The following is a 17,399-nucleotide window of genomic DNA, read 5'->3' as shown; positions in this document are numbered from 1 at the left end:
ATGCGTGCGCCGAAGCCACACCGCGCGGCCCAGCAACCGACCGGCCTGCCACACCGCGCGGCACGGGGAGCGACCGGCCTGCCACACCGCGCAGCCCGCGGAGCGACCGGCCTGCCACACCGCGCGGCCCGGGGAGCGACCGGCCTGCCGCGCCTGGCGGCCGTCGTGACGGAGGTCCGCGCCCGGGTGGCCCCTCTGCCGCGCCTGGCCGTCGCGGTGGCGATCGCCACAGCCGCACCAGCCGCCGCCACGACCGGCGGCCCTCTGGACGCGCCCGCCGCATCCCAGGCGACGGCGTCAGCGGCCACCGCGTTCACAGCGGCCGCACCGCCGGCGACCAGGTCCACAGCGGCCGCGCCAACGGCCACCGCATCGCCGGCCGTCGCACCACCGGCCACCGGGTCCCCGGCCACCAGGTCCCCGGGCACCGCACCGCCGGGCGCGCCTCCGCCTGGTTCGGTTCCGCCGGGGGCCCCTCCGCCCGGTTCCGTTCCGCCTGGTTCGGTTCTGCCGGGGGCCCCTCCGCCCGGTTCCGTTCCGCCTGGTTCGGTTCTGCCGGGGGCCCCTCCGCCTGGTTCCGTTCCGCCTGGTTCGCCGTCCCCGGGCGGTCTGGCTCGCGGGCGCGAGCTGTTCGACCGCGCCTGCGTGAGCTGCCACGGGCAGCGGGGCGAGGGCACCCAGCTCGGCCCCGACCTCACGCGGGCGGGCGCGGCGTCCGCCGACTTCCAGCTGTCCACGGGCCGCATGCCGCTCCCGGCGCCCGGCGCCGTGCCCCGGCGCGGCACCCCCGCCTTCAGCCGCTCGGACATCGACGCCCTGACCGCGTACGTCGCCTCCCTCGGCCACGGTCCCGCGATCCCCTCCGTGCCGGCCGGGGACCCGAGTCAGGGCCGCCGCCTCTACCTGGCGACCTGCGCCGCCTGCCACTCCTCCACCGGCGAGGGCGCGAGCCTGCCGGGCGGCCAGGTGGCGCCGTCCCTGCTGCCGTCGCGGGCGACCCAGATCGCGGAGGCGGTGCGGCTCGGGCCCGGCGCGATGCCCGCCTTCCCGCCGACCGAGCTGAGCGACGCCCAGCTCGGCGCCGTCATCGCCTACCTGGAGGGGCTGCACGCCGAGAAGGCCCACGGCGGCGCCCCGCTGGGCGGCATCGGGCCCGTCGCCGAGGGCGCCGTGGCGTGGCTGATCGGGCTCGGCCTGCTCATCGTCTTCATCAGGTTCGTCGGAAAGAAGGCACCATGACCGATCCGCGCCGGGCCGTGGAACGCCGGATCGCGGCGGCGTTCGGGGTGAGCACGCTCGCCGCCGTCCTCGCCGGGGCGGGTTACGTGCTCGGCGACGAGATGCTGCTCGGCCTGGGGTTCGCGCTCGGGTTCGCCGGGCTGGCCGTCGGTCTGGCGGCCTGGTCCCGCCGGCTCCTCCCCCAGGGCCCGTACGTGGAGGAGCGGGAGCCCCTGATCTCACCGCCCCTCACCCGGCAGGCCCTCGAGTCGGAGCTCGGCCGCGACGGCAGGCCCTTCGCCCGCACGGCGCTGCCGCGGCGGATGCTCGTGCTCGCCGTGTCCGCGCTGGGGATCGTCGCCCTGTTCCCGATCCGCTCCCTGCTGTTCCGCGTCCCCAGCCCGCGCCGGGCGCTGGCCGAGACGGCCTGGCGTGCCGGGACCCGCGCGGTCGGGGTCGACGGCCGTCCGGTGCGCGCGGCGGACGTCGTGCCGGGCGGCATGCTGACCGTCTTCCCCGAGGGGCGCCTGGACGCCGCCGACTCGGCCGCCGTGCTCGTCCGCGTCGACCCGGCGCGGCTCGCGCTGCCGCCCGACCGCATGCGCTGGACGGTCGACGGCATCGTCGCCTACTCCAAGGTCTGCACCCATGCCGGCTGCCCGATCGGGCTCTACCTGCAGACCGCGCAGCGGCTGGCCTGCCCCTGCCACCAGTCCGTCTTCGACGTGCTGCGCGGCGCGCTGCCCGTCGGCGGGCCGGCCGCGCGCCCGCTCCCGCAGCTCCCCCTCGGCGTGGACGCGGAGGGCGTGCTCGTCGCGCGCGGCGACTTCCCCGAGCCGACGGGCCCCGGGTACTGGAGGCGAGCATGATCATCCGATGGCTGGGACGCGGCGCGGCCCGGTGGTTCGACGGACGGCTGCGCCTGGCCTCCACCGTCAGGACCGCCGTCGCGAAGGTGTTCCCCGACCACTGGTCCTTCATGCTGGGCGAGATCGCCCTCTACAGCTTCGTCACGCTGGTGCTCACCGGCACCTTCCTGACCCTCTTCTTCGTCCCCGCCACGGGCGACGTGGCCTACGACGGCTCCTACGCGCCGCTGCGCGGCTCCACGATGTCGGCCGCCTACGCCTCCACGGTCGAGCTGAGCTTCGACGTGCGGGGCGGGCTGCTGTTCAGGCAGGTGCACCACTGGTCGGCGCTCGTCTTCCTGGCCGCGATCGTCGTGCACCTGTCACGGGTGTTCTTCACCGGCGCCTTCCGCAAGCCGCGGGAGATCAACTGGCTGGTCGGGGTGACGCTGTTCGCCACCTCGATCGCCAACGGGTTCGCCGGCTACTCGCTGCCCGACGACCTGCTGTCGGCGACCGGCCTGCGCATCGCCTACTCGACCCTCCTCTCGCTGCCCCTGGTCGGGCCGTGGGCGGCCTTCCTGCTGTTCGGCGGCGAGTTCCCCGGCGAGTCGATCGTCCCGCGGCTCTACGTCGCCCACGTCCTCCTCCTGCCGGGGCTCATCGCCGCGCTCGTCGGCGTGCACATGGCGGTCCTCGTCCGCCAGAAGCACACCCACTTCCCCGGGCCCGGCCGCACCGACAGGACCGTCGTCGGCTCCAAGCTCTGGCCGGCCTACGCGTTCCGCTCGCTCGCGCTGCTGTGCGCGGTGCTCGCCGTCGCGTTCGGGCTCGGCGCGCTCGTCCAGATCAACCCCATCTGGTCGTACGGGCCGTTCCAGCCCGCTGCGGCGACCTCCCCCGCGCAGCCCGACTGGTTCCTCGGCTGGGTCGAGGGGGCGCTGCGGCTGTTCCCGCCCGTCGAGTTCCGGGTGTTCGGCCACCTCGTCCCCGCGCCGTTCCTGCCGGGCGTGGTGATGCCCGGTCTCACCTTCCTCGTCCTGTACGCCTGGCCGTGGATCGACCGGGCCGTCACCGGCGACCGGGGGCGGCACCAGGTGCTCGACCGGCCCCGCCACCGTCCGGCACGGGTCGCCGTCGGCGTGTGGGCGCTGTCGTTCTACGGGCTGCTCCTCCTCAGCGCCGCCGACGACCTGGTGGCGATGTGGCTCCGGGTGCCGGTCCTCGACCTCGTACGGATCATGCGCGTCGTCGTCATCGTCGTCCCGCTGCTGCTCGCGGCCGTCGGGTTCGCGGTGGCGCGGGCCCTGCGGGGGCGTCCTGAGGACACGGTGGGCACGCTGCGGTGGGCGGACCTGACCTCGCCGAGGGAGGCGCGCGATGAGCGGCGATGAGCCCAGGGTCGAACTGCGGCCCCGGCCGAACGGCTTCTGGCACTGGACGTACGTGGGGGCCGAGACGCTGCCGTCCAACCTGGAGTACGCCACGCGCGAGCAGGCCAGGTCCAGTGCCAGGAACGCCTACCCGGACCTGCCGCTCGACGAGCCGCCCCAGGACGTGGACGTCCGTCCCAGGGAGGAGGGCCGCCTGTTCGCCCTCCTGCGCCGCCTCTGGACGGCCGCGCTGCTGGGCGTGATCCTCGTGCACCTGGCCCGCCGCGTGCTCGGCGTCCGCCCGAGCGGGGGGCCGCGGCACACCGGACGAGCACGATGACGGCGCCCCCCCCCGCCGAGGCGGGAGGCGAGGTATCGCCGCGGCTCGTACGGGTAGCGGCCGGTGAGGGAATCGGCAGGAAGGAAGGGCCGGCCGATGGCAGCCAACGTGAAGGTCAGAGCGCTGATCACACTCCTGCCGCCCGAGGAGGGCGGCCTGCCGCGTCCGCTGCCCAGCCGCACGCGGTCCCTGGTGGTCCGGGGACGCCACCGCGAGGGACACGAGATGCACAGCAGGCCCTTCTCGGCCGCGATCAGCACCGACGACGAGCAGCCGCTGAGCCCCGGCGACAGGGACCATGTCGTGACCATCGTCCTGCATGACGCGGAGGCGCTGCACTACCTGCGGCCCGGCGAGGACTTCCAGCTCTGGTGCGGGCACGAGGTCGGCAGCGGCGTCGTCTCCCGGCGGGTGCTCGTCTGACGGGCTTCGGTCCGCGGGTCCGGGTCCCGCCGTGGGGGCCCGGTCACTCGCCGGGCAGCATCGCGGCGTCCTCGAGCAGGGCCCCCGGATGTGCCGGATCAGGTCCGCGCGCAGGGTGTCGAGCGTGGTCTGCGTACCCTCGGCCACGAGAAGCGGGGCACGTTCGAGAAGCGGGTAGAAGGTCCCGGCCGAGTCGCGGGCCTCGATGACGCCGTCGGTGAAGAACAGGATGCGGTCCCCCTCGCCGAAGGGGACGCGGTGCGGCCCGGGCCGGTCGGGGCCGAGGGACAGCAGCCCGAGCGGGAGGCCGTCCTCCGGCGGCTCGGCGGGCTCGGCCCTTCCGTCCGCCGAGATCAGCAGGGGGCGGGGTGGCCGCAGTTGAGCAGCAGGATCTCGCCGTCGTGGACCTCGGCCACGATCGCCGTGACGAACTTCTCCCCGCCGAAGTGCCCGGCCAGGCTCGCCTCCAGCCGATCACCGGCCTCGGCCAGGGCGGGCTCGTCGTATGGAGGACGACGTCCGGCGTCTTCGCGATGTTCCTGTACCAGTCGGCGCGCGGGCCGAAGCCGGAGGCCGCCACGTAGCCGCGTGCGTCGTGCTCGACGACCTCGATGACGGCCCGGCGCGAGCCTTCCCGAGACGCGCCCGACGTGGGTGAGCAGCATGAGCCTGCCGCCGAGCAGCCGGCCCAGCCCGGCACGGTACAGGTGGACGGGCAGCCGCCACAACGCCCGCCGCAGCCCTGACGGCGGATCCGGCCGCCTCACGACGTCCATCCGGCTCCTTCCCGCCGTCTCCGGCGCGGTCTCACTGCCGTGTGGTTCTGAAGGTCAGGTACAGGATGGCGGCGACCAGCGCCCACGCCGCCGTCGCGACCCCCAGGACGAGCGGAGCGGGCAGCCGGCCGGCCAGGGCCCAGACACACCCCGCGAAGGCGATCATGCCGACCGCGCCCAGCACCGCGCCCACCGCGTCCTGGGCGGCCAGGGCCCGCTGGTGCTCCTCCTCCTCGATGAGCGTCAGCGTGGCTCCCAGGATGGCGGGGAACGCCAGGAACACGCCACCGGCCAGCGGCCCCCACCGCTGCCCGACCACGCCGGCGATCACCGAGACCAGCGCGCCGAAGACGAAGCGCAGCACCAGCCCCCGTACGGGCGTGTGCCGCAGCTTGGACGGCTTCACCCGGATCCTGTCGTCGGCGCTCACGAGACCAGCACCCAGCCCACGGCCGCCACGGCGCCCCACACCAGGAGCGCCGCCAGCGACCCCGGCAACGCCCCCAGGCGCCGGACGAGGGGCACGGCCACCACGCAGTACGCCACCAGCGCCACCGCTCCCGCCACCATGCCGAGCCCGTCCTCCGCCAGCGCCGGGCCGCCCTCGCGCAGCGCCGTGATCGTCATCCCGGCGAGTGCCACGGCCGGGGCGGCCGCGAAGATCCCGGCGAACCGCTTCGGCGTCACCATCTCGCCGAGGACGGCGAAGGCCATCACGAGCAGGCCGCCGAACAGCCCGCGCCCCACGAGCAACCACACCTCAGCCATGGACGTCCTCTCCCCCGGCGCCGGCAGTCAGCGGAAGCCGGTCACGGGTTCCGCCTCTCACCCGAGGAGCAGGCCCAGGCCCGCCAGGGCCGCGGCGGCCACGGCGAGCACCGCGACCACCAGGAAGAAGCGGAGATCGGCGGCGGCCAGGTGCCGCGCGTCGAACCCGCCGTCCGCCTCGTAGCGGCGGCGGTAGGCGTGCCGGCCCAGCAGCACGGCGACGGCCAGGCCGAGCGCACCTGCCGCCGCCATGGCCGCGTTCTGGGCGACGAGCAGCAGGAGAACCCCCGGCACCAGGGCCGTCGCCGCCATCACGCACCGGTTCCGCGTGGCCCGCCGGGCCCGGACCCGCCCCTCGTCCATCGGGACCCGCGAAACCGTCATCGCCGGTCTCCCCGACCGGAGACGACCCGTCGCCCCTCGCACCACGACCTGGACCAGATGGACATCACCGCCACCCTCCCCTTCAGCAGTCGATGAGTCAGCCGCCCTTTCCGGACATGCCTGGCGGACACACCGGCCGCGGCCCCTGGCGGCGCTGTTGTTCGCGGGAATGGACATACCCAGCCCGGCCCCCGTCACCACCAGGCAGTAGGCGGGTGCGGGTGACTCACCCCAGGTACGGCAGGTTCATCGACGCGAGCACGGCCCGGTCGGTCACCAACGTGATGGCGATGATCCGGCCGTCGGCGACGGTGAACGCGAGGACCGAGAGCGGGGCGCCGTCCTCACCCCAGGACACGACGCCGGGAAGGCCGTCGACGAGCAGCGCCCGCCTCCGGGCAGCCGCATCCGCGCCCAGCCGCGCGCCGGCGGCGACCTGGGTGGCCCCGATGGTGACGACCGGGCCGTCGGGGGTGTCGACGGTCAGCCTCACCTCCGGGTCCAGCACGCGCAGCAGTCCCTCGAAGTCGCCCCGGCGCGCCGCTGCCAGGAAGGCGTGGACCACCTCTCGCTGCTCCCGTCCCGCGGCCGTCGGTCGCTCGGACGCCTGCACCTTCCTGCGGGCCCGGCTGGCGAGCATCTTGGCGGCGTCGGGCGACTTGCCGAGGATCTGGCCGATCTCGTCGAACGGCACCGCGAACAGGTCGTGCAGCACGAACGCCAGCCGCTCGCCCGGCCTCAGCGTCTCCAGGACGACGAGGAGCGCGAGCCCGACCGAGTCGGCGAGCGTCACGTCGTCCTCCGGCGCGGGGCCGTCGTCGACGAGTTCGGGCAGCCGGTCGTCGTCGGACGCCTCGGGGTGGGTCTGGCGCGATCGCAGGACGTCGAGGCTGATCCGGCCGACCACCGTGGTCAGCCAGCCGGCCAGGTTGTGGATGGTCGTGGTGTCCTGCCGGGAGAGCCGCAGCCAGGCCTCCTGGACGACGTCCTCGGCGTCGGCGTGCGACCCGAGCATGCGGTGGGCGACCGCGTGCAGGCGGTCGCGCTGGGCCTCGAACGTCGTGGCCACCAGGTCGGCCGGGCTGCTGTCGGACATGTCGTTACCTTCCTCGGATCCGCTCCGTCATGGGGATGACGCGCCCGCACGGGCACAGGTAACCGACGAAGGAGCAGAACCCATGGAAGCACGCATGAAGAGCCGGGCGAACGCCGACGTGATGACGGGGATCCAGCACCTCTACAAGGGGATTCACGCCGGCGGCGTCGACCCGCGGCTGCTCGCCCTGATCCACCTGCGGGTCAGCCAGATCAACGGCTGCAGCCCGTGTGTCTTCGCCGGCGTCGCGGCGGCCAGGCAGCACGGAGAGACCGACGAGCGGCTGCACAACGTGGTGGCCTGGCGCGAGACGCCGTTCTTCACCGAGGCGGAGCGGGCGGCGCTCGCGCTGGCCGAGGCCGCCACCCGGATCCAGGACGGCGCGCCGGGCGTGACCGACGAGATCTGGGACGCCGCCGCCGCCCATTTCGACGAGAAGCAGCTGTCCACGATCAACCTGGAGATCGCGCTGACCAACTTCTTCAACCGGATCAACCGTACGATCCGGGAGCAGGCCGGCAAGACCTGGTGAGGCGGCGGCAGGCCGGCTACGAGACGGCGCGGCGGGAGCGGGCCAGGGCCAGCCCGCCGAGGAGCAGGGCGACCAGCCCGACGGCCAGGGCGACGACGCCCCCGACTATGCCGTAGCCGGTGCCGGGACCACCCTCCGCCGCGGCGACGACCAGCCCGCCGATGACCGTGCCGACCAGCCCCGCCGCGAGCGCCGCGACGGCTCCGCGCCTGCCGCCGGCGGCACGGCGTCGGGAGCGGGCCAGGGCCAGGCCGCCGACGACGACCCCGGCCAGCGCCAGCAGCGCGGCCACCGCGGACCAGAAGCGCCCGGCGGTGAAGGTGTAGGCGCTGACGGGGCCGGCGTGCGCCAGGAAGCGCGCGGCCGCCGGAGGGGCGAGCCCGGGATCGCCGGACAGGGCGGCGAACAGGTGACGTACGGACATGGAGTGCTTCTTCTCCTCTGATCGCTGGACGTCCTGATCATCTCCGGCCGGACCGCCCCCGGTCGTCCGGCGGGCGCGGGCGTTCCGTCCTGCCGCTCCTGCGGCACCCGGCTGCCGCGGACGCCGCAGGAGCGGCGGGACGGTACCGCGGATGCGGTAGCCGGCTGTCGTCCCTGCGCAGGAGACGTTCGGGCGGACATCCCGCTAGGGTGCGCACATGAGTACTGGGCGGTTCCGTGTCCGTGCGAGCGTCGTGGACTGGGCGATCGCCGTGGGTGTGGCGGCGGCGTTGCTGATCACCGGGCTGTCCGGGCAGCGCTCCGGCGCCCACCTCGACCTGCTCGGCCACGCGTCGCTGGCGGCCGGCGGGCTGGCGCTGGCCGCGCGGCGGCGGGCCCCGGTCGTCGTCCTGGCGGTCACCGGGCTGTGCGCGGTGACCTACCAGGCGGCCGGGTTCGACGTGCCCGCCGTCGCGTACCTGTTCGCGGTGTACGCGGCGGTGCGGGCGGGGCATCGCGCCGTCACGGTGGCGGCGAGCGTGACCATGCTGGCCGCGCTCCCCCTCGCGGCCATGGCCTCGGGCCTGCACGACACCGGCGAGGCGTTCGCGCAGGCCAGAGGCGCCCTGGAGCTGGCCTGGCTGATCGCGGCCGGCGCCGCCGGGGAGGCGTTGCGGCAGGCCGAGCGGCGGGCGGAGGAGGCCGAACGCACCCGCGAGGAGATCGCGCGGCGCCGGGCCGACGAGGAACGGCTGCACATCGCGCGGGAGCTGCACGACTCGCTCGTCCACCAGATCTCGATCATCAAGGTGCAGGCCGAGGTCGCGGTGCACGTCGCCCGCAAGAAGGGCGAGCCGGTGCCGGAGGCCCTGCTCGCGATCCAGGAGGCCGGGCGTGAGGCGACCAGGGAGCTCCGCGCGACCCTGCAGGTGCTGCGCGACGACGACACCGCCCCGCCGCGCGGGCTCGACCACATCCCGGCGCTGGTCGAACGGGCCCGGACCACCGGCCTCGACGCGACGCTGACGATCCGGGGCGAACGGCCCGACGTGCCTGCCGCCCTGGACCGGACCGTCTACCGCATCGTTCAGGAGTCCCTCACCAACATCGCCCGTCACGCCGCCGCCGCGACGGCGTCCGTCCAGATCGACTACCGCCCCGGCGCGCTCGCCGTGCGCATCGACGACGACGGCACCGCCACGCCCGGCGCCGCGCCGGTGCCCGGCGTCGGGCTGCTCGGGATGCGGGAACGGGTCACCGCCCTCGGCGGCCGGCTGCGCGCCGCCCCGCGCGGCGAGGGCGGCTTCAGCGTCCAGGCCGAACTCCCCCTGGAGCCGGCGTCGTGATCAGGGTCGTGCTGGTCGACGACCAGCCGCTGATCCGCAGCGGCTTCCGCGCCCTCCTCGACCTGGAGGACGACATCGAGGTGGTGGCCGAGGCCTCCGACGGGGACGAGGGCCTGGCCCTGGTCCGGGAGCACCGGCCCGACGTGGCGCTCATCGACGTCCAGATGCCGGTCCTCGACGGCATCGAGGCGACCCGCCGCATCGCCGCCGACCCGGCCCTGGCCGGGGTGCACGTCGTCATCCTGACGAACTACGGCATGGACGAGTACGTCTTCAGGGCGCTGCGCGCCGGCGCGGCCGGATTCCTCGTCAAGGACATCGTGCCGGAGGACTTCCTGCACGCCGTACGCGTGGCCGCGCGGGGTGACGCCCTGCTCGCACCGTCCATCACGCGCAAGCTCATCGACCGGTACGTCGCCCAGCCGCTTCACACCGGCGCGGGCAGGGGGCTGGAAGAGCTGACCAACCGCGAGCGCGAGGCCGTCGCCCTGGTGGCCCAGGGCCTGTCCAACGACGAGATCGCCGACCTCATGATGATCAGCTCACTGACCGCGAAAACCCACATCAACCGGGCCATGACCAAGGTCGGGGCCCGGGATCGGGCCCAGCTCGTGGTCCTCGCCTACGAGTCCGGCCTCGTCTCCCCCCGCGACACCTGACGCCCGGCACGGCCACGACGGCCGCTCGTCCTGTGGGCCGTGCCCGGCCGCGGGCCGGCCTGCGCCTCCCCCGCTGACCCGCGCGACCGTTTACCTAAGACCCCGGGAAAGGGGACCAACGACCTTTGCCGGGCCGAGCGGCGAGGCGCAGGCTGGAGGAAAGCGAGAAGGTACGAGGTGATCACGATGATGTGGGGTTACGGCGCCGGCGGATGGGGCATGGCCCTCATGATCTTCACCACACTGGTGTTCTGGGGCGCGCTCATCACGGCGATCGTGCTGGCCGCCCGCTACATGGGCAGGACGACCAGCCGTGACATGCCACCGCGGGAGGCGGCGCCGGAGGACATCCTGGCGCAGCGGTTCGCCCGCGGCGAGATCGACAGCGACGAGTACCAGGCCCGCCTGGCCACCCTGCGTGGCAGGCACGACCACCCGATCGGCACCTGACCGGGCCGTACCGGACCTCCACGCCGGGGGCGGCGCGAGCCTCCACCGGCGTGCCACGCCCGCGCTCACGCTCGTGGCGCGGTCCCCGTCTCGTCCGGTACGAGCCTGAGGGTCGCCGAGCGTGCCCGCGGCTCCAGCATCGGCTCCAGGTAGCTGCCCGCGTACCGCTGGTACTTGCTCCGATAGGCGTCGTCCACGGCGGCGCCGACCTCGTCGCCCGCGTCGAGGAGGCGGACGTCCTTCTCCACGCCGTCGGCGCTGACGTGGCCCTCGCGGGTCCGCCGCGCCGCACGGAACCAGCTCCCGGCCTCGCCCCGCCAGGAACGGACGTAGAGGTCGCCGCCGACACGGACGACCCAGATCGTCGTGGCCGCCCGCAGGCTCCCATCATCGTTCCTCGGCGCGATCTCGAGCTCTTCCGCGGCCGCGAGCCTTTCCAGCTCGCTCTCCGTCCAGTTCGCCATCACGGTCCCCCGTCACCTTGATCGCTCACGTACGTTCGTCGCCCGGTCCCCACCGGGCACCCCGTCGCCCTCCCTGCCACCGTGCCCGAGCCCCAAACAGAGGATGGCTCCGTCCGGGTCGGGCGGATCGCGCCGCGGCCCGCGCAGGTCCTTCGAGGAGCACCGGGAGGGAGGCGCCCTGAGCGGACGGATTCGACATGTTCGTGCAGGACCTGGGCCCTGGCTGCGGCACCGTTCTCAACCACAACGGCGGGCTACGCGGCGCTGATGTGCAGCACGCCCGACGGCGGCAAGACCCTGACCGCCTCGCTGACCGCCGGCGACGCCGCATTCGACCTCGCCACTTGTCCCAAGCTGCTGGACGGGCTCGTCAAGGCGGCGTTCTGCGGCGGGCAGGCCGGGTCAGCTGACGAGGCCAAGCCGGCCGAGTAGACGGGGCCGAGCATCCTGGGCCCGTCCACCTTGACGGCGGAACCCGTTGCGGTCGCGCATCAGCGGCAACTGCAGGAACGCCTCGCCATGGGCGAGGCGTGGACCGACACCGGGTTCGTCTCCTCCCCCATGCCGGCGGCCCGAGTGGAGATGGAGGTGGCGCGGGAAACACTGGGCCGCACCTCCACCACGAAGACCAGGCCGATGCTGAGAGAGTCGTCTCGTTGAGGAGCTGACGGTCGGATCAAGCACCCGGCCCCGCGATCGCCGACCTTCTGCGGGCGAGGCGGGGCCGTTGCCTTGCCGGGCAGACCGGGGATGGCGGGTGATCAGGGTGTGTGCAGGGTTGGTGCCTTGACCGTAGCTCAGGACCCGTAACTCAACAGTCGAGCGGCACACCACAGCCGGGTGAGCGCGATTCCCACCTCCTCGTCGGCGATCTCAGCCAACAGCCGGCCCGCTCTCGCGCCCCCCGTCGTGGCCGGCGGAGCCTTCGTCACCGGGCCGCTGGGTGCCGGCGGGCCCCATGTCCTCGGCGTGGCCGGCGCCCGCCTTCTCCGCGTAGCGGAGCAGGTGGCGGGCGGACGACTCCAGGTCGGCGGCGGCGGTGACGCACGCCGCCAGGTGGGCGGTCACCGCCGCGCGCAGCCAGGGAGGGGTCCCGTCGCCCGCCTTCAGGCCTGCCTCGACGGCGCGCAGACGCTCGGCGCAGGCGGCGAGGGCGCGGGCGTCCGCGCGCAGGACCTCGGCGTGCGCGATGATCGCGGGGATCCGGGCGGGCATGGCTCCTCCGTCAGCCCGGCGGCACCGGGACGGCGGCGTCCCGCAGCGTCTGGCGGGTGGTGGCCGACAGGCACAGCAGCGGGCGGGCGCCGTCGAGGCCCAGCTCGCGCAGCCGACCGGCCAGCGGGTGGGCCGACCGCGGCTCGACGACCAGCCGCAGCGACGGCGCCGCGTGGAGCCGGGCCCGCCCGCGGGCGCGTACGCGGGAGCGCAGCACGGCGCCGGCCTCACGGGCATAGCCGACCAGGCCGCGATCGTTCAGCGGCAGGCCAGGTCCGAGCCGCCCGCGCAGGGTGAGGATCCGGTCGGCGGCGAGGTGCGCGGACCGGGGGCCGAGCCGCAGCTCCAGAGCCGTCAGGTACGTCTCGCCGCCCCACAGCCTCGCGCCCAGCGCCTGGACGACCGCGCTGTCGACCGCGGAGCCGACGAGGAAACCGCCGGAGCGGCGCACGTCCGCGGCCCGCAGAAAGTCCACCCGGCCGGGGAGGTGCAGGCCCCACCCCGGCGGGCCGGACCGGGCGGACGGACGGAACGGCCCCGGCACGACCACGCCGACCTGCAACTCGGCGTAGTCGCCCACGCCGGTGCGCCGGTTCCGGGCGGCGTGCACGACGACCAGCGCCCGCCCCGCCACCCGCACGACGGGACCGAGCCCCGTGCCCTCCAGCAGCCCGGCCGCCGCCGCCGGGCCGACGGCGAACCAGGCCGTGAGCGCGTCGCCGTCGCGGCACCTGATCGGCAGCTCGACGGCTCCCTCGGGCCCGTCCACGGCATGGACGGGCACGGCCGGGAAGGGGAGCCGTTCGGGAGCGGGCGGGCGGTCGAACAGCAGGTACGCCTGGGAGCGCACCACCCGCCCCCGGTACGGGGCGAGCCGCTGCTCTATGTGATCGCGGGCCTCGGGCAGGTCGTCGGTGAGGTTGGCGAGGTAGCGCTCGATGCTGTGGCACTGCGGGAACAGGTGGGTGGAGTCGCTGTAGTCCACCACGTACCAGTCGGGGTGCAGGTCGAAGCAGGTGCCGGCGCCCTGCCCGTCGAGGGTGGGGATGATGTCGTGCTGGTTGGTGATGCTGGCCACCCAGGTGCGCGGGTCGGCGGGGCGTTTGAAGTCGACGGGCGAGCCGACGGCGACGGCGTGCGTGACCGTGTGCCGGGCGCAGAAGGCGGGGTCCTGGGCCAGGTTCATGATCGCCGCCCCGCCCGCGCTGTGCCCGACGAGCGCCAGTTCGGCGCCCGGCGGCGGCCCGTAGTCGGCCACGGCCTTGGCCAGGGCGCGGCTGTAGGGGCTGGCGGCCAGGACGGCGCTGCTGAACGCGCCGAGCAGGTCCTGGGGCGACTCGCCGTCGGGACGTCCCACGCGCATGCCGGGCGCGTGCAGGACGTGGCGGATCACGCCGTCCGGCCCCTCGACGCTCTGGAGGAGGGCGCGCCCGGTGGTGCCGATCGTGCTGATGTTGGACAGGAAGCCGAGCAGCGAGCCGCGCGCGCACAGCCGGGCGGACTCGGCCGCGGTCAGCTCGACCCGGCGCGCGGCGCCCTCCCCGACGTCGAGGACGGCGATCGCCCTGTTGCTCACGCCGAAGAGCGGATCGGCGGTGGCGAAGCCGCGTCCCGTCGCGATGAGCCAGGCGGCGGCGTCGTTGAGCGGGTTCTCGTCCAGCAGCGCGCGCAGCGCGAGGACCTCGCCGAAGACCGGCGCGAGCTGGCTGAGCGCGCGCACCGCGCCACGGTCCTTGAGCAGGGCGCGCAGGGCCCGTACGGCCTCCACGTCGCGGTCGGCGGCGGCCGCCTCGATGAGCCGGGCGAGCATGGGGTCCTCGGTCAGCTCGGGATGCGCGACCGCCACCGCCGCCACGCGCAACCGCAGCGACGTGGCCAGCACCCGTACGGCCAGGCTCTCGGCCCCCAGCATGGCGCCGGCCTTGGCGGCCGCGGCCCCCAGCGGGCCTCCGGTGAACGAGTAACCGAGGCCCCGGCTGTTCGTCGTGGCCCGCAGCAGCGCGCGGTAGGCGGGACGGGCCGCCGAGGGGGCGCGTGGCACGGCGCGCAGCAGCGCGTCGTCGGTCAGCGCGGCCGTGGCGTGCGACGCCGCGCCGTGGATCGTGACCGCGATGTCCACCAGCTCCCGGGCCAGGGCACGCAGGGGCCCGGCGTCCGGATCGTCGTCGCCGGTCATGGCAGGCCCCGCCGGGACATGCTGACGAAGCGGGGGGCCTGGTCCTCGGGCGTGTTGCGGCGCACCACGTCCGCGAGCGTGCGGGTGGCCGCGATGACCCGCAGGCCCTGGGGGGAGAACGTGGCGGCGTTGAAGATCCGCGGCGCCAGCAGCGGGTTGGTGAGCGCCTGGGAGAACGCGTCGATGGCGATGATCTTGGTCAGCAGCGGCGGCAGGATCGCGTCGGCGGAGCCGGGCTCCTCGGCGAACAGCCCGACGTACAGGTCGACGTCGTCCACGTCGCGGTAGAGGTCGCGCAGCGCGCCGCTGACCCGCCGGTCGCCGGTGATCTGCTCGAAGGCGCGGACCCGGGGGAAGCGGCAGTGCTCGCGGTAGGCGTTGTACGGCGCCAGGCCGAGCACCCGGGAGTCGGCGACGCTGGCCACGTCGATCTCGCGCAGCACGGGGTCGGTGTTGAACAGGCCGATGCGGCCGGCGCGCTGGCGGGAGGCGTCCTCGAACAGCCGCCCGAGGCCGGGGCCGGGGATCAGCGAGCCGGCGAAGAAGGTCTCGGCCATCGGCAGCTCCCGCCCGGCCACCGACAGATGGGACGGGACCAGGCTGTGCCAGCGGTAGACGAGGTTGAACTCCACGGAGGCCCAGTTCTGCCGGTGCCAGGCCGCGCGTTCGAGCCGCGTCGACAGCCACGGGTCGAGGGTGAACCGGAAGTGGTAGGGGGTGATGTGGTTGATGTACTCCTCGACGACCAGTTTGATCAGCAGCACGATGAGGACGTTGCGGGCGGTCTGGAACAGCCGCTCGTCGTCCCAGCGCGGATTCTCCCGGGCCAGCAGCCGCGCCACCCTGTTGTGCTCGCGCAGGAACAGCACCGTGAGCATGGTGAAGCCGATCTGGCCGTTCCCGCGGTCGCTGCCGGTGGCGAACAGCGTGTCGCGCTGGGCGTCGGAGAGCCGGTCGAAGCGGATGACGCGCAGCGCGGCGAACTCCGGCTTGATCTTGCCGTTCTCGCACAGGTAGGGCGGGAACTCGCCGCCGCCGACCGACTGGCTCTTGAGCAGCCCGCCCTCGAACGCGCGCAGCGCGGCCGTCGCCGCCTCGTCGAGGCCGTACACCTGGTTGAGGTCGATGTGGTGGTTGGAGCTGTTCTTACGCGGGTCGCGCGGGACGTTGACGTCGCCGCGCAGGAACCCGTCGGTGAACCACTGGGCGAAGTACGCGAAGAGCACCGTGGAACGCGGGCACGGGATCATGGACTCGCCGCGGGCGAACAGGTCGGCGGCGCGCTCGGGGGTGGGCAGCCGCCCTTCGGCGACGGCGACCGGAGGCAGGTGCCTGCCGCTGTAGGTGCGGTCGGTCAGGGAGGCCCACGAGGTGTAGTCGGCCATGGTGCTCAGCGGCTCGGGGCGCGGCGGCATCTCGCGGATCGCGTGGTCGATCAGCGAGGCGTTGATCCGGCGCCGTACCGGGCGGCTGCTCTGCAGCAGGTCCCAGAGAGGCCGGCCGCGGGTCAGAGCCAGGAACCTGAGCCGGTTGGACAGGCCGTCCGTGGCGATGCTGCGTGCTCGGCTCTCCGCCATCGTCAGCCTTCCCGCGTGCCGGTGCCGAGCCCGAGGACGAAGGTGTCGGGGAAGATCCCGAGTGACCGCTCCACCTGGCCCTCCGGCGGGGGCAGCAGCCGTACGCCGGGACGCAGCAGCAGGCGGCGTACGGTCTCGGCGATCACCACGCCGGCCACGTGCACGCCGAGGCAGGCATGGTGACCGGAGCCGAAGAACAGCTGGTGGTGGCGGGGACGGTCGAGGCGGAACTCGTCGGGCTCCTGCACCACGGCCGCGTCGAACATGGCGGAGGCCGGCGCGGCCAGCACGAACGTGCCCGCCGGGATCACCGTGCTGCGCGGCGTGCCGGCGGCCAGGACGTGGTCGCGCTCGCACAGCCGGGGAAGCAGCTTGAAGAACGGGCTGAACCGCAGCGCCTCCCAGACGTACGGATCGAACCGCTCGGGATCCCCGGCGACGGCCGTGGCCTCGGCAAGCACCCGCGGGCGCAGCAGGAGCTGCTCGACCGCCTCGGCCATGGCCCCCGGCGCGCTCTCCACGAAGCCCAGCGGCAGCCCGGCCATGTTGATCAGGATGCGGTCGTCGGAGACGGCGGCCCCGGCGGGCAGGGACGTCCGGACCAGGCGGGCGAAGACGTCGTCGGGCAGGTCCCGGCCGGCGAGCAGCGTGGCCCGGTGCTCGGCGAGCTGCTCACGCAGATGCGCGACCAGCTCGGCGCCCGCCTTGGCGGACGCCGCCTGGAGCTCCGGGTCGCCGAGGAAGTTGGCGAAGCCGTCGGCGACGATCGCCCGCGTCCAGCGGCCCAGGGTCCGCGGGTCGGGGCCGGGAATGCCGAAGTACCGCGCGCACACGCCGAGGGCGACAGGGCGGAACAGCCCTTCGACCGCTTCCAGGCGCCCGTCCGGCCGGGCGGCGTCGAGCAGCTCGTCGGCGAGGCCGCCGGTCAGCTCGCGCACGCCGGCCGCGTCCTCCGGGGCGAGCATGAGCTGCATCAGGCCCTTCTCCCGCCAGTTCATCGGCGTGGCGTCCCGGCCCAGCATGAACGGCGCGCCCAGCGCGGCGTCGAGGCGGGGACCGAAGGCGCGTACGGAGAAGACCTGCTCGTGGGCGAGCACCTCGGCGACGTCGGCGAAGCGGGTCACGACCGTGAAGCCGGGGGTGACGAAGACCGGACGCCGCTCGCGCAGCTCGGCGAACAGGCTCCGCCAGTCGGTCCGCATCCACTCCCGGACCAGGCCGAACGCCGATATCGGGTCTTCGGCCAGCGCCTGGTCGTACCTCTCCAGATAGCCGCCCGTGGTCGCCTGATCGACAGCACCCATTCCGTGGACCTTCCGCCTGATATCGGA

At 74.4% G+C, this 17,399-nt stretch carries 21 protein-coding genes and 1 pseudogene; 10 read left to right on the top strand and 12 right to left on the bottom strand.

Annotated elements, in window-relative coordinates; all coding sequences use genetic code 11:
- The 5 genes from qcrC (at nucleotide 1) to BMX74_RS42785 (ending at nucleotide 4,202) form a co-directional block, all read left to right on the top strand.
- Entirely contained in the window at nucleotides 1-1,239 is a 1,239-nt protein-coding gene (qcrC, locus tag BMX74_RS45340; protein ID WP_256256754.1) for a cytochrome bc1 complex diheme cytochrome c subunit, read from the top strand.
- Nucleotides 1,236-2,087 (top strand): ubiquinol-cytochrome c reductase iron-sulfur subunit, encoded by an 852-nt coding sequence (locus BMX74_RS03155; RefSeq protein WP_055501529.1) that lies wholly within the window; start codon nucleotides 1,236-1,238, stop codon nucleotides 2,085-2,087. Before qcrC ends, BMX74_RS03155 begins: the two co-directional genes overlap by 4 nt.
- On the top strand, nucleotides 2,084-3,460 hold the full coding sequence (qcrB, locus tag BMX74_RS03150) for a cytochrome bc1 complex cytochrome b subunit (RefSeq protein ID WP_055501528.1): 1,377 nt from the start codon (nucleotides 2,084-2,086) through the stop codon (nucleotides 3,458-3,460). Before BMX74_RS03155 ends, qcrB begins: the two co-directional genes overlap by 4 nt.
- Nucleotides 3,447-3,779 carry a hypothetical protein gene (locus tag BMX74_RS42790; protein ID WP_055501527.1) on the top strand — a complete coding sequence of 111 codons (333 nt, stop codon included), beginning with the start codon at nucleotides 3,447-3,449 and terminating at the stop codon, nucleotides 3,777-3,779. Before qcrB ends, BMX74_RS42790 begins: the two co-directional genes overlap by 14 nt.
- Before the next feature lie 96 nt (nucleotides 3,780-3,875).
- Nucleotides 3,876-4,202, top strand: a complete 327-nt coding sequence (locus BMX74_RS42785; RefSeq protein ID WP_055501526.1) for a hypothetical protein — start codon at nucleotides 3,876-3,878, stop codon at nucleotides 4,200-4,202.
- Between the two features lie 150 nt (nucleotides 4,203-4,352).
- Here BMX74_RS42785 and BMX74_RS46570 read toward each other — a convergent pair.
- The 6 genes and pseudogenes from BMX74_RS46570 to BMX74_RS03120 form a co-directional block, all read right to left on the bottom strand.
- Nucleotides 4,353-4,556 (bottom strand): annotated as a pseudogene (locus BMX74_RS46570) (SpoIIE family protein phosphatase); the annotation flags it as partial.
- Nucleotides 4,556-4,978, bottom strand: coding sequence for a PP2C family serine/threonine-protein phosphatase (locus BMX74_RS42775; protein ID WP_143078535.1), 423 nt, complete (start codon nucleotides 4,976-4,978; stop codon nucleotides 4,556-4,558). The pseudogene BMX74_RS46570 and the gene BMX74_RS42775, both read right to left, overlap by 1 nt.
- Nucleotides 4,979-5,009: 31 nt before the next feature.
- Nucleotides 5,010-5,408, bottom strand: a complete 399-nt coding sequence (locus BMX74_RS43760; protein WP_176573272.1) for a DUF3147 family protein — start codon at nucleotides 5,406-5,408, stop codon at nucleotides 5,010-5,012.
- Complete coding sequence (locus BMX74_RS43755) at nucleotides 5,405-5,746, bottom strand: DUF3147 family protein (protein ID WP_055501523.1); 342 nt, start codon at nucleotides 5,744-5,746, stop codon at nucleotides 5,405-5,407. The genes BMX74_RS43760 and BMX74_RS43755 overlap by 4 nt, the downstream gene beginning before the upstream one ends.
- 57 nt (nucleotides 5,747-5,803) lie before the next feature.
- Entirely contained in the window at nucleotides 5,804-6,130 is a 327-nt protein-coding gene (locus tag BMX74_RS03125; protein ID WP_143078533.1) for a hypothetical protein, read from the bottom strand.
- 226 nt (nucleotides 6,131-6,356) lie between these two features.
- A complete protein-coding gene (locus tag BMX74_RS03120; RefSeq protein ID WP_091098128.1) occupies nucleotides 6,357-7,226 on the bottom strand; it encodes a sigma-70 family RNA polymerase sigma factor in 870 nt (289 codons plus the stop codon).
- Between the two features lie 82 nt (nucleotides 7,227-7,308).
- Here BMX74_RS03120 and BMX74_RS03115 point away from each other — a divergent pair, with 82 nt between their 5' ends.
- A complete protein-coding gene (locus BMX74_RS03115) occupies nucleotides 7,309-7,758 on the top strand; it encodes a carboxymuconolactone decarboxylase family protein (protein WP_055501520.1) in 450 nt (149 codons plus the stop codon).
- Between the two features lie 16 nt (nucleotides 7,759-7,774).
- On the opposite strand, the gene BMX74_RS03110 is transcribed toward BMX74_RS03115, so the two are convergent.
- On the bottom strand, nucleotides 7,775-8,182 hold the full coding sequence (locus tag BMX74_RS03110) for a DUF6223 family protein (RefSeq protein WP_055501519.1): 408 nt from the start codon (nucleotides 8,180-8,182) through the stop codon (nucleotides 7,775-7,777).
- 217 nt (nucleotides 8,183-8,399) lie between these two features.
- Between BMX74_RS03110 and BMX74_RS03105 the strand changes: the two genes are divergently transcribed.
- The 3 genes from BMX74_RS03105 to BMX74_RS03095 all read left to right on the top strand — a co-directional run bounded on the left by BMX74_RS03105 (nucleotide 8,400) and on the right by BMX74_RS03095 (nucleotide 10,636).
- Nucleotides 8,400-9,527, top strand: a complete 1,128-nt coding sequence (locus BMX74_RS03105; RefSeq protein WP_091098125.1) for a sensor histidine kinase — start codon at nucleotides 8,400-8,402, stop codon at nucleotides 9,525-9,527.
- Entirely contained in the window at nucleotides 9,524-10,186 is a 663-nt protein-coding gene (locus tag BMX74_RS03100) for a response regulator (RefSeq protein ID WP_091098122.1), read from the top strand. Before BMX74_RS03105 ends, BMX74_RS03100 begins: the two co-directional genes overlap by 4 nt.
- 186 nt (nucleotides 10,187-10,372) lie before the next feature.
- Nucleotides 10,373-10,636 (top strand): SHOCT domain-containing protein, encoded by a 264-nt coding sequence (locus BMX74_RS03095; RefSeq protein WP_063792044.1) that lies wholly within the window; start codon nucleotides 10,373-10,375, stop codon nucleotides 10,634-10,636.
- Between the two features lie 65 nt (nucleotides 10,637-10,701).
- Here BMX74_RS03095 and BMX74_RS03090 read toward each other — a convergent pair whose 3' ends face one another.
- On the bottom strand, nucleotides 10,702-11,100 hold the full coding sequence (locus BMX74_RS03090) for a DUF2255 family protein (RefSeq protein ID WP_091098121.1): 399 nt from the start codon (nucleotides 11,098-11,100) through the stop codon (nucleotides 10,702-10,704).
- 267 nt (nucleotides 11,101-11,367) lie between these two features.
- Between BMX74_RS03090 and BMX74_RS43750 the strand changes: the two genes are divergently transcribed.
- On the top strand, nucleotides 11,368-11,532 hold the full coding sequence (locus BMX74_RS43750; RefSeq protein WP_177227187.1) for a hypothetical protein: 165 nt from the start codon (nucleotides 11,368-11,370) through the stop codon (nucleotides 11,530-11,532).
- Between the two features lie 441 nt (nucleotides 11,533-11,973).
- Here the strand turns inward: BMX74_RS43750 and BMX74_RS03085 are convergent, their stop codons facing one another.
- From BMX74_RS03085 to BMX74_RS03070, 4 genes are read right to left on the bottom strand one after another with little or no spacing between them, the layout of a single operon-like run.
- Nucleotides 11,974-12,315 carry a hypothetical protein gene (locus tag BMX74_RS03085; protein ID WP_177227185.1) on the bottom strand — a complete coding sequence of 114 codons (342 nt, stop codon included), beginning with the start codon at nucleotides 12,313-12,315 and terminating at the stop codon, nucleotides 11,974-11,976.
- A 10-nt stretch (nucleotides 12,316-12,325) separates the two neighbouring features.
- Complete coding sequence (locus BMX74_RS03080) at nucleotides 12,326-14,491, bottom strand: thioesterase domain-containing protein (RefSeq protein ID WP_091098118.1); 2,166 nt, start codon at nucleotides 14,489-14,491, stop codon at nucleotides 12,326-12,328.
- On the bottom strand, nucleotides 14,488-16,068 hold the full coding sequence (locus tag BMX74_RS03075; protein WP_055501514.1) for a peroxidase family protein: 1,581 nt from the start codon (nucleotides 16,066-16,068) through the stop codon (nucleotides 14,488-14,490). Before BMX74_RS03075 ends, BMX74_RS03080 begins: the two co-directional genes overlap by 4 nt.
- Nucleotides 16,069-16,070: 2 nt before the next feature.
- Entirely contained in the window at nucleotides 16,071-17,372 is a 1,302-nt protein-coding gene (locus tag BMX74_RS03070; protein ID WP_091098115.1) for a cytochrome P450, read from the bottom strand.
- Between the last annotated feature and the right edge of the window lie 27 nt (nucleotides 17,373-17,399).

Source organism: Nonomuraea pusilla, from assembly GCF_900109355.1.
Classification (GTDB): Bacteria; Actinomycetota; Actinomycetes; order Streptosporangiales; family Streptosporangiaceae; genus Nonomuraea; species Nonomuraea pusilla.
This window is presented reverse-complemented; position numbering and strand designations above follow the sequence as displayed.

What these genes read in the sequence shown, in the direction of transcription:
- BMX74_RS03155 (WP_055501529.1), top strand. Translation starts at nt 1,236, where the DNA reads ATGACCGATCCGCGCCGGGCCGTGGAACGCCGGATCGCGGCGGCGTTC.
- BMX74_RS03125 (WP_143078533.1), bottom strand. Translation starts at nt 6,130, where the DNA reads ATGACGGTTTCGCGGGTCCCGATGGACGAGGGGCGGGTCCGGGCCCGG.
- BMX74_RS03105 (WP_091098125.1), top strand. Translation starts at nt 8,400, where the DNA reads ATGAGTACTGGGCGGTTCCGTGTCCGTGCGAGCGTCGTGGACTGGGCG.
- BMX74_RS03090 (WP_091098121.1), bottom strand. Translation starts at nt 11,100, where the DNA reads ATGGCGAACTGGACGGAGAGCGAGCTGGAAAGGCTCGCGGCCGCGGAA.
- BMX74_RS42775 (WP_143078535.1), bottom strand. Translation starts at nt 4,978, where the DNA reads ATGGACGTCGTGAGGCGGCCGGATCCGCCGTCAGGGCTGCGGCGGGCG.
- BMX74_RS43750 (WP_177227187.1), top strand. Translation starts at nt 11,368, where the DNA reads ATGTGCAGCACGCCCGACGGCGGCAAGACCCTGACCGCCTCGCTGACC.
- BMX74_RS03095 (WP_063792044.1), top strand. Translation starts at nt 10,373, where the DNA reads ATGATGTGGGGTTACGGCGCCGGCGGATGGGGCATGGCCCTCATGATC.
- BMX74_RS43755 (WP_055501523.1), bottom strand. Translation starts at nt 5,746, where the DNA reads ATGGCTGAGGTGTGGTTGCTCGTGGGGCGCGGGCTGTTCGGCGGCCTG.
- BMX74_RS42790 (WP_055501527.1), top strand. Translation starts at nt 3,447, where the DNA reads ATGAGCGGCGATGAGCCCAGGGTCGAACTGCGGCCCCGGCCGAACGGC.
- BMX74_RS03085 (WP_177227185.1), bottom strand. Translation starts at nt 12,315, where the DNA reads ATGCCCGCCCGGATCCCCGCGATCATCGCGCACGCCGAGGTCCTGCGC.
- BMX74_RS03075 (WP_055501514.1), bottom strand. Translation starts at nt 16,068, where the DNA reads ATGGCGGAGAGCCGAGCACGCAGCATCGCCACGGACGGCCTGTCCAAC.
- BMX74_RS03080 (WP_091098118.1), bottom strand. Translation starts at nt 14,491, where the DNA reads ATGACCGGCGACGACGATCCGGACGCCGGGCCCCTGCGTGCCCTGGCC.
- BMX74_RS03115 (WP_055501520.1), top strand. Translation starts at nt 7,309, where the DNA reads ATGGAAGCACGCATGAAGAGCCGGGCGAACGCCGACGTGATGACGGGG.
- qcrB (WP_055501528.1), top strand. Translation starts at nt 2,084, where the DNA reads ATGATCATCCGATGGCTGGGACGCGGCGCGGCCCGGTGGTTCGACGGA.
- qcrC (WP_256256754.1), top strand. Translation starts at nt 1, where the DNA reads ATGCGTGCGCCGAAGCCACACCGCGCGGCCCAGCAACCGACCGGCCTG.
- BMX74_RS03070 (WP_091098115.1), bottom strand. Translation starts at nt 17,372, where the DNA reads ATGGGTGCTGTCGATCAGGCGACCACGGGCGGCTATCTGGAGAGGTAC.
- BMX74_RS03120 (WP_091098128.1), bottom strand. Translation starts at nt 7,226, where the DNA reads ATGTCCGACAGCAGCCCGGCCGACCTGGTGGCCACGACGTTCGAGGCC.
- BMX74_RS03110 (WP_055501519.1), bottom strand. Translation starts at nt 8,182, where the DNA reads ATGTCCGTACGTCACCTGTTCGCCGCCCTGTCCGGCGATCCCGGGCTC.
- BMX74_RS42785 (WP_055501526.1), top strand. Translation starts at nt 3,876, where the DNA reads ATGGCAGCCAACGTGAAGGTCAGAGCGCTGATCACACTCCTGCCGCCC.